Consider the following 6,965-nt stretch of genomic DNA (forward strand, 5'->3'; position numbering starts at 1 on the left):
GCCAGGACCCGGCCGCCCTGACCGGGGCCATCCGCTTCGGTGCCGCCGTCGGTGCGCTGGCCGTGACCCGCAAGGGCGCGTTCGCCGCCATGCCCAGCCTTGATGAAGTCCACCAGCTGCTGCAGCAACAACAGGAAGACGCCGCATGACCACGCCGGTTCCGCCCACCCCCGATTTCCGTTCGCCTGCGTTCCTGCGCGCGCATATCGCGCAGACCATGGCCTTCTACCAGCCGCATGAGATCGACCCCGACGGCGGCTTCTTCCACTACTACCGTGACGATGGCAGCGTGTACGACACCCGCCATCGCCACCTGGTGAGCAGCACCCGCTTCGTGTTCAACCACGCGATGGCCTACCGCGAATTCGGCAAGCCCGAGGATCTGGCGGCGGTCGAGCACGGCCTGCGCTACCTGCGCCAGGTGCACCGCAATCCGGCCACCGGCGGCTACGCCTGGACCCTGCGTGATGGCGTGGTCGAAGACGCCACCAACCACTGCTACGGCGTGGCGTTCGTGCTGCTGGCCTACAGCTGCGCGTTGAAGGCGGGCATCAGTGACGCGCGCGGCTGGATGGACGAAACCTGGCAGCTGCTCGAGCTGCGCTTCTGGGAACCGTCGTTCGGCCTGTACAAGGACGAGGCAGACGCGCACTGGACCTTCAGCGACTACCGCGGCCAGAACGCCAACATGCACATGTGCGAAGCGATGCTGGCCGCCTTCGAAGCCAGCGGTGAACAGCGCTACCTGGAACGCGCGCTGCTGCTGGCCGACCACATGACCCGCCGCCAGGCCGCCCAGGCCGATGGGCTGGTGTGGGAGCACTACGACCGCCAGTGGCAGATCGACTGGGACTACAACCGCGACAACCCCCAGCACCTGTTCCGCCCGTGGGGCTTCCAGCCCGGCCACCAGACCGAGTGGGCCAAGCTGCTGCTGATCCTGGACCGCCACGTGCAGGCCGACTGGCTGGTGCCCACCGCCCGCCACCTGTTCGACGTGGCCGTGGCGCGCAGCTGGGATGCCGAGCGCGGTGGCCTGTACTACGGCTTCGCGCCGGACGGCAGCGTGTGCGACGACGACAAGTATTTCTGGGTACAGGCCGAGTCGCTGGCCACCGCTGCGCTGCTGGCCAAGCGGACCGGCGAGGCGCAGTACTGGGACTGGTACGACCGGCTGTGGGGCTATGCCTGGCAGCACATGATCGACCACCGTTACGGCGCCTGGTATCGCATCCTGGATGCGGACAACCGGTCCTACAGCGACGAGAAAAGCCCGGCCGGCAAGACCGATTACCACACCATGGGCGCGTGCTACGAAGTTCTCAACGTAGTGCGCTGAATCGGCAGCGCCGACCGTCGGCCGGCTGCCCAAATCCCGGTAGAGCCGACCGTTGGTCGGCTGCTCAAATCCCGGTAGAGCCGACCGTTGGTCGGCTGCTCCCCCACCCAGGCAGGTACCCATGCGCGCGCACCGCCGTTTCCATGTCGTTGCACCGGCCCGCTGGCTGTTGCTGGTTCTGCTGGCAGCATGGGCACTGCCCGTGGCGGCCGCCCCGTTGGCGGCGGACTGGTCATTCCGCCTGCTGCCCGGTGACGCGCGCGGTGCCGCGCACCCCGGCCTGCAGCAGTGGCGCCCGGCCCAGGTACCCGGGGCGGTGCATACCGACCTGCTGGCGCAGGGTCTGATTGCCGATCCCTACGTGGGCGCGCCCGAGGCGGACCTGCAGTGGATCGGGCTGGCCGATTGGGAATACCGCGCCCGCTTCGACGTGGACGCGGCCACGCTGGCGCGCGCACATGCCGAGCTGGCATTCGACGGCCTGGACACGTTCGCCACGGTGACTTTGAACGGCCAGCCGCTGCTGCAGGCCAACAACAGCCACCGCACCTGGCGCGCGCGGGTGGACGGCCGGTTGCGTGCCACCGGCAATGAGCTGCGCATCGTGCTGCGGTCCCCGATCAACACGCTGCTGCCGAGCGTCCAGGCGATGCCGCACAAGATCGCCGGCAACTACCCCTCGCCGTATGGCGACGAGCCCAAGGACGCGATGGTCGGCAACTTCGTGCGCAAGCCCGGCTACCACTTCGGCTGGGACTGGGGCCCGCGTTACGTGACGGCCGGTATCTGGCGTCCGGTGCAGCTGGACAGCTGGAACGGGCAGCGCCTGACCGACGTGGCCGTGCAGACCCGCGCGCTGGACGCCGCGCAGGCCGACCTGGCGATCACGGTGCAGGTGGACAGCGCCGCGCGTGGCACTGCCGCGGTGCGCGTGGAGGTCCTGGATCCGGAAGGGGTGTCGGTGGCCCGTATCGATCGTGACGCCCCGCTGCAGGCCGGCGGCAACGCCATTACCGTACCGGTCGCGTTGAAACAGCCGCGCCGCTGGTGGCCGGCCGGGCAGGGCGAGCAGGCACGCTATACCGTGCGGGCCACGCTGGCGCCGGGAGGTGAGGACACGCGCCACATCGAACGGCGCATCGGCCTGCGTACCGTGGAGCTGCGCCGTGAGGTGGACCGCCAGGGCGGGCAGGGCTTTGCGTTCGTCATCAACGGCGTGCCGATCTTCGCCAAGGGCGCCAACGTGATTCCGTTCGACATGTTCCCGGCCCGCGTGGACGCCGCGCGGATCCGCCGCGAACTCACCGCCGCGCGCGACGCCAACATGAACATGCTGCGCAACTGGGGCGGTGGGTACTACGAGGACGATGTGTTCTTCGACATCGCCGACGAACTGGGCCTGCTGGTCTGGCAGGACTTCATGTTCGGCGGCGGCATGCAGCCCGGCTATGATCCGGCGTTTCGCGCCAACGTGGTGGCCGAGGCGCGCGACAACGTGCGCCGGCTGCGCCACCACCCCAGCGTGGTGCTGTGGTGTGGCAACAACGAAGAAGAAACCGCCTGGAAGGATTGGGGCCACGGCCGTGACCTGACCGCTGCCGACCCGGCCTTCGCGGCGAAGGTATGGCAGGGCTACGTGGACCTGTTCGGCAACGACCTGCGCCAGGTGGTGGCCGACGAAGGTCTGGGCGTGCCGTACTGGTCCAGCTCGCCCAGCAACGACCTGGACGACAAGGCCAACGATTCCACTCGTGGCGACAAGCACTACTGGCAGGTGTGGGGCAACCCGGCGCTGCCGGTGACCGCGTACCTGCGCGAGACCCCGCGCTTCATGTCCGAATACGGCCTGCAGGCATGGCCGTCGCTGCGCACGCTGGAGGGCATCATTCCGGCCGCCGAGCAGCAGGTGGACAGCGCCACGGTACGCGCCCACCAGAAGTTCATGGCGGGCGAGGGCAACCAGCGCCTGATGAAGTACATCGAAGAGGAGTACGGCACGCCGCGCGATTTCCCGGCGTTCGTTTACCTCAGCCAGCTGATGCAGGCCGACGGCATCCAGCTGGCCGCGCTGCACCACCGCGCGTCGCGGCCGTACACCATGGGCTCGCTGTACTGGCAGCTCAACGACGTGTGGCCGGGCGCGTCGTGGTCCAGCATCGACTACGCAGGGCGCTGGAAGGCGCTGCATTTCCACGCCAGACGCTTCTTCGCCGACCAGGCGGTGGCAGCATTGCGCGACGACGGCGTGACCCGGGTCAGCCTGCTCAACGACCGCCAACAGGGCCTGCAGGCGACGTGGCGGATGCGGGTGATGGATCTCGATGGCGCGCTGCGCAGCGAGCAGCGGCACAACGTGGCGGTGCCGCCGTTGTCCGCGCTGGAGGTGGGCCGGTTCGCCGATGCGGACCTGTTGAAGGGCGCGGACCCCGCCCGCACCGTGGCGGTGGTGGAGCTGTTGGACGGCAAACGCCTGTTGTCGCGGCAGGTGGTGTACTTCGCACCGGCCAAGGCCGTGCTGCTGTCGCCGGCGACCATCGACAGTCAGCTGCGCGCCGACGGCGACGGGTACGTGTTGACGCTGCGCTCGCGCACGCTGGTGCGTGCGCTGTGGGTCGACTTCGACGGCCTGGATGCCACCCTGGACGACAACGCGCTGGACCTGGTGCCGGGCGAGGCGGTGACGATCCGGCTGCGCGCGGATGCCCACCTCGCATCGCTGCGGAAGGCGCTGAGGTTCACCTCGTTGGTCGATGTACTGTCCGTACGCTAGCGGCGGCGGCCTGCCTGCGTGTGGAATCGTGGAGTATTCTCCAACGTATCGTCGACCGGGCCACGCGCGTGTTTGCAGCAGACAGACGCATCATTCAGAGCAGGTGGCAGGCAGAAGCGTATCCCCGCGAGAATTCACTTGCGCTCGCGAATGGATTCTATTGCCTGTTCGAAGCGTCCGCGCAGTACCCGCAGCTGATGGAAAAGACATGGATTCCGGCGTCGGATGCGTGGCAGGCCGACGCCGATGGCTGCGAGGGGCTGGCAATCCTGAGTTCCGTCGCGCTGTCGGCAGACACGCGGATCACCTGCGGCGAGTGCTGCGCCGCAGGTGAAGATGGCTTCGTTGCGATGAGCGAGGCGGCAACCAATACGTTGATCTGGCTGCTGGTGCTGCGCCGAACGGACCCATTCGTCGGCGTGACCCTGGAGGAGGATGGCGTTCGCGCCACCTCGTCGCGCGGCACAACGGTCATCATCCCGTTGGACCGCCCGGATCGGCTCTCCATCGCCTGGGCATGAAGATGCCTGCTGGCTCTGCAGCCGTTCGCCTCGCAGTTACAGCGTGATCTGCTGGAAATTCTCGACGCGGTCGTGGCCGTGGGTGGCTTCGCCGCTGCGCGGCAGCGGGTAGTCGTCCAGGCGGTCGAGCAGGCGGGTCTGCAGGCCGGCTTCGCGTGCGGCATCCAGCTCTTCGACCACGTCGGACAGGAACACGATCTGGCCCGCCGGCACGCCGATCGCCTTGACGATGTGGCGGTAGCTGTCGGCCTCGCGCTTGCCGCCCACTTCGGTGTCGAACCAGCCCGACACCAGCCCGGTCAGGTCACCGGCCTCGCTGAAGCCGAAGAACTGCTTCTGGGCCGGCACCGAGCCGGACGAGTACACGTACAGCGGCTTGCCTTGGGCATGCCAGCCCTTCAGCACCGCGGCCACCTCCGGGTAGAAGTGCGCCTTGTAGTCGCCGTTGCGGTAGCCGCTTTCCCAGATCATGCCCTGCAGCGCCTTCAGGGCGGTGTGCTTGCGGTCCTGGTCGATCCAGCCCTGCAGCGTTTCCACGATCAGGCTGTCCTGGCACGCGCCGCCGATCTCCACGGCCACCGCGTCCAGCCAGCGGCGCACCTCCGGTTGCTGGCCATGGGCGGCGACGAACGCCGGCAGGGCCTTGCGCGCATACGGGAACAGCACGTTCTTGACGAACGAAATGCTGCTGGTGGTGCCCTCGATATCGGTGAGGATGACGGTCGGATGCGGCATGGATCAGTCGGCCTGGTGCTGTGCGGGGTGGTAACGCGGGAACTGCTGGGCGATGTCGCTGCCGGTGAAATGGCCCACCCAGCCGTCGGCTTCGGTGAAGAAGCGGATCGCCACGAAGCTGGGCTCTTCGCCCATGTCGAACCAGTGGGTGATGCCATCGGGCACGGCGATCAGGTCGTCCTTGACGCACTCGATCTCGTAGACCTTGCCGTCCAGGTGCAGCGTGAACAGGCCGGAGCCGGCCACGAAGAAGCGCACCTCGTCTTCCTTGTGGAAGTGTTCGTCGAGGAACTTCTTGCGCAGCTCGGCGCGGTTGGGGTTGTCCGGGGCAATCGAGGCCACGTCCACGCTCTTGAAGCCATGCTCGGCGACCAGCCGGTCGATGTCGGCCTTGTAGGCGGCGAACACCTCCTCCTGGCTCGCGCCGGGCGCGACCTCCTGGGTGGCCTGCCAGCGCTCGAAGGTGACGCCGATCTGCTTGAGTTCGGCGGCGATCGCCGCGCCATCGCGGCTGTCGAACAGCGGGGCGTCCGGGGCGGTGTCGTCAAAAATGCGGAGTCGGCTCATGGCGGCGGCAGCGAGGCGGAGAAAGGGGGAAGGAAAGGGTACCAGCGCAGCGCCGGGGAAGGGGCCGCACGCTGATGGTGAAGGGCGGAATACAGATTCCCTTCAGGAATCTGCATGGGCCCGTGGCAACCACGCGCCGGTAGTGCCGGCCGCTGGCCGGCTCCCATGAGCGTTGGGCGGTCCGGTAGTGCCGGCCGCTGGCCGGCTCCCTTGAACGTTGGACGATCCGGAGGAGCCGGCCAGCGGCCGGCACTACCGGGTCCGGAGGGGTCGTTGAGCCCGCCGGCGGTACCGTCGTGTCCGGAGATTGCGTGGAGCCCGCCGGCGGTACCGTTCAGCCGCGCAGTTTGCGCAGTTCCAGTTCGCAGTGGAACAGGAATTCGAAGGCTTCCAGGTGGCGGCGTGCTTCGGCCATGGTGCGGCCCCAGGCGTACAGGCCGTGGCCGTCGATCAGGTAGCCCCACAGGCATTGTGTGTCGAGCAGCGCGTCGACCTGGGCCGACAGCACGTCCATGTCCTGGGTGTTGGCGAACACCGGCACGTCGATGGCCATTTCGTGGGTGCTGTTGCCGTGGAAGGCCTTGAGCAGCTCGTAGCCTTCCAGGCGGATATGGCCCTGCGGCGCATACAGGCGCGAGGCGACGGTCTGCACGGGCGAGTGGGTGTGCAGTACGCAGCCGATTTCCGGGAACCGGCGATACAACTGGGTGTGCAGCAGGGTCTCGGCGGACGGCCGCAGCGGACGACCCACGGCCTTGCCGTCGAAGTCGACCACCATGATGTCGTCCTCCACCAGCCGGCCCTTGTCCTTGCCGGACACGGTGATCGCCGCATGGCGGTCATCCAGGCGATGGGAGAAGTTGCTGCTGGTCGCCGGCGTCCAGCCCGCCCGGGCCAGCTCACGCACGTTGTCGATCAGCACCTGGGCCAGCTCGCTCAAGCGCGCCGTATCGTAGGGGAAGGTGTTCATGGCTGGCATTTTAACGGGGTGGATCGTTAAAAGCAGGTACTACGTAGAGCCGTTTTCCTGGCT

At 67.8% G+C, this 6,965-nt stretch carries 6 protein-coding genes and 1 pseudogene; 4 read left to right on the forward strand and 3 right to left on the reverse strand.

The genetic code is table 11. The features are described from left to right. The 4 genes and pseudogenes from DBR34_RS22440 to DBR34_RS08730 form a co-directional block, all read left to right on the forward strand. A pseudogene (locus tag DBR34_RS22440) lies at nucleotides 1-149 on the forward strand (carbohydrate kinase); the annotation flags it as partial. Next, nucleotides 146-1,339: an AGE family epimerase/isomerase gene (locus DBR34_RS08720; RefSeq protein WP_128096500.1), complete on the forward strand. Its 1,194-nt coding sequence runs from the start codon at nucleotides 146-148 to the stop codon at nucleotides 1,337-1,339. The pseudogene DBR34_RS22440 and the gene DBR34_RS08720, both read left to right, overlap by 4 nt. A gap of 121 nt (nucleotides 1,340-1,460) precedes the next feature. Beyond that, nucleotides 1,461-4,109 carry a glycoside hydrolase family 2 protein gene (locus DBR34_RS08725; protein WP_128096501.1) on the forward strand — a complete coding sequence of 883 codons (2,649 nt, stop codon included), beginning with the start codon at nucleotides 1,461-1,463 and terminating at the stop codon, nucleotides 4,107-4,109. Between the two features lie 20 nt (nucleotides 4,110-4,129). After that, on the forward strand, nucleotides 4,130-4,630 hold the full coding sequence (locus DBR34_RS08730; RefSeq protein WP_258223768.1) for a hypothetical protein: 501 nt from the start codon (nucleotides 4,130-4,132) through the stop codon (nucleotides 4,628-4,630). Between the two features lie 36 nt (nucleotides 4,631-4,666). Here DBR34_RS08730 and mtnC read toward each other — a convergent pair whose 3' ends face one another. The 3 genes from mtnC to DBR34_RS08745 form a co-directional block, all read right to left on the reverse strand. Beyond that, complete coding sequence (gene mtnC, locus DBR34_RS08735; protein ID WP_128096503.1) at nucleotides 4,667-5,365, reverse strand: acireductone synthase; 699 nt, start codon at nucleotides 5,363-5,365, stop codon at nucleotides 4,667-4,669. Nucleotides 5,366-5,368: 3 nt separating this feature from the next. Then, nucleotides 5,369-5,932: an acireductone dioxygenase gene (locus tag DBR34_RS08740; protein WP_128096504.1), complete on the reverse strand. Its 564-nt coding sequence runs from the start codon at nucleotides 5,930-5,932 to the stop codon at nucleotides 5,369-5,371. Between the two features lie 334 nt (nucleotides 5,933-6,266). Then, nucleotides 6,267-6,902, reverse strand: coding sequence for a methylthioribulose 1-phosphate dehydratase (locus DBR34_RS08745; protein ID WP_128096505.1), 636 nt, complete (start codon nucleotides 6,900-6,902; stop codon nucleotides 6,267-6,269). Between the last annotated feature and the right edge of the window lie 63 nt (nucleotides 6,903-6,965).

It is taken from the genome of Stenotrophomonas sp. HMWF003, assembly GCF_003061285.1.
In the GTDB taxonomy this organism is placed as follows: Bacteria; Pseudomonadota; Gammaproteobacteria; order Xanthomonadales; family Xanthomonadaceae; genus Stenotrophomonas; species Stenotrophomonas maltophilia_AP.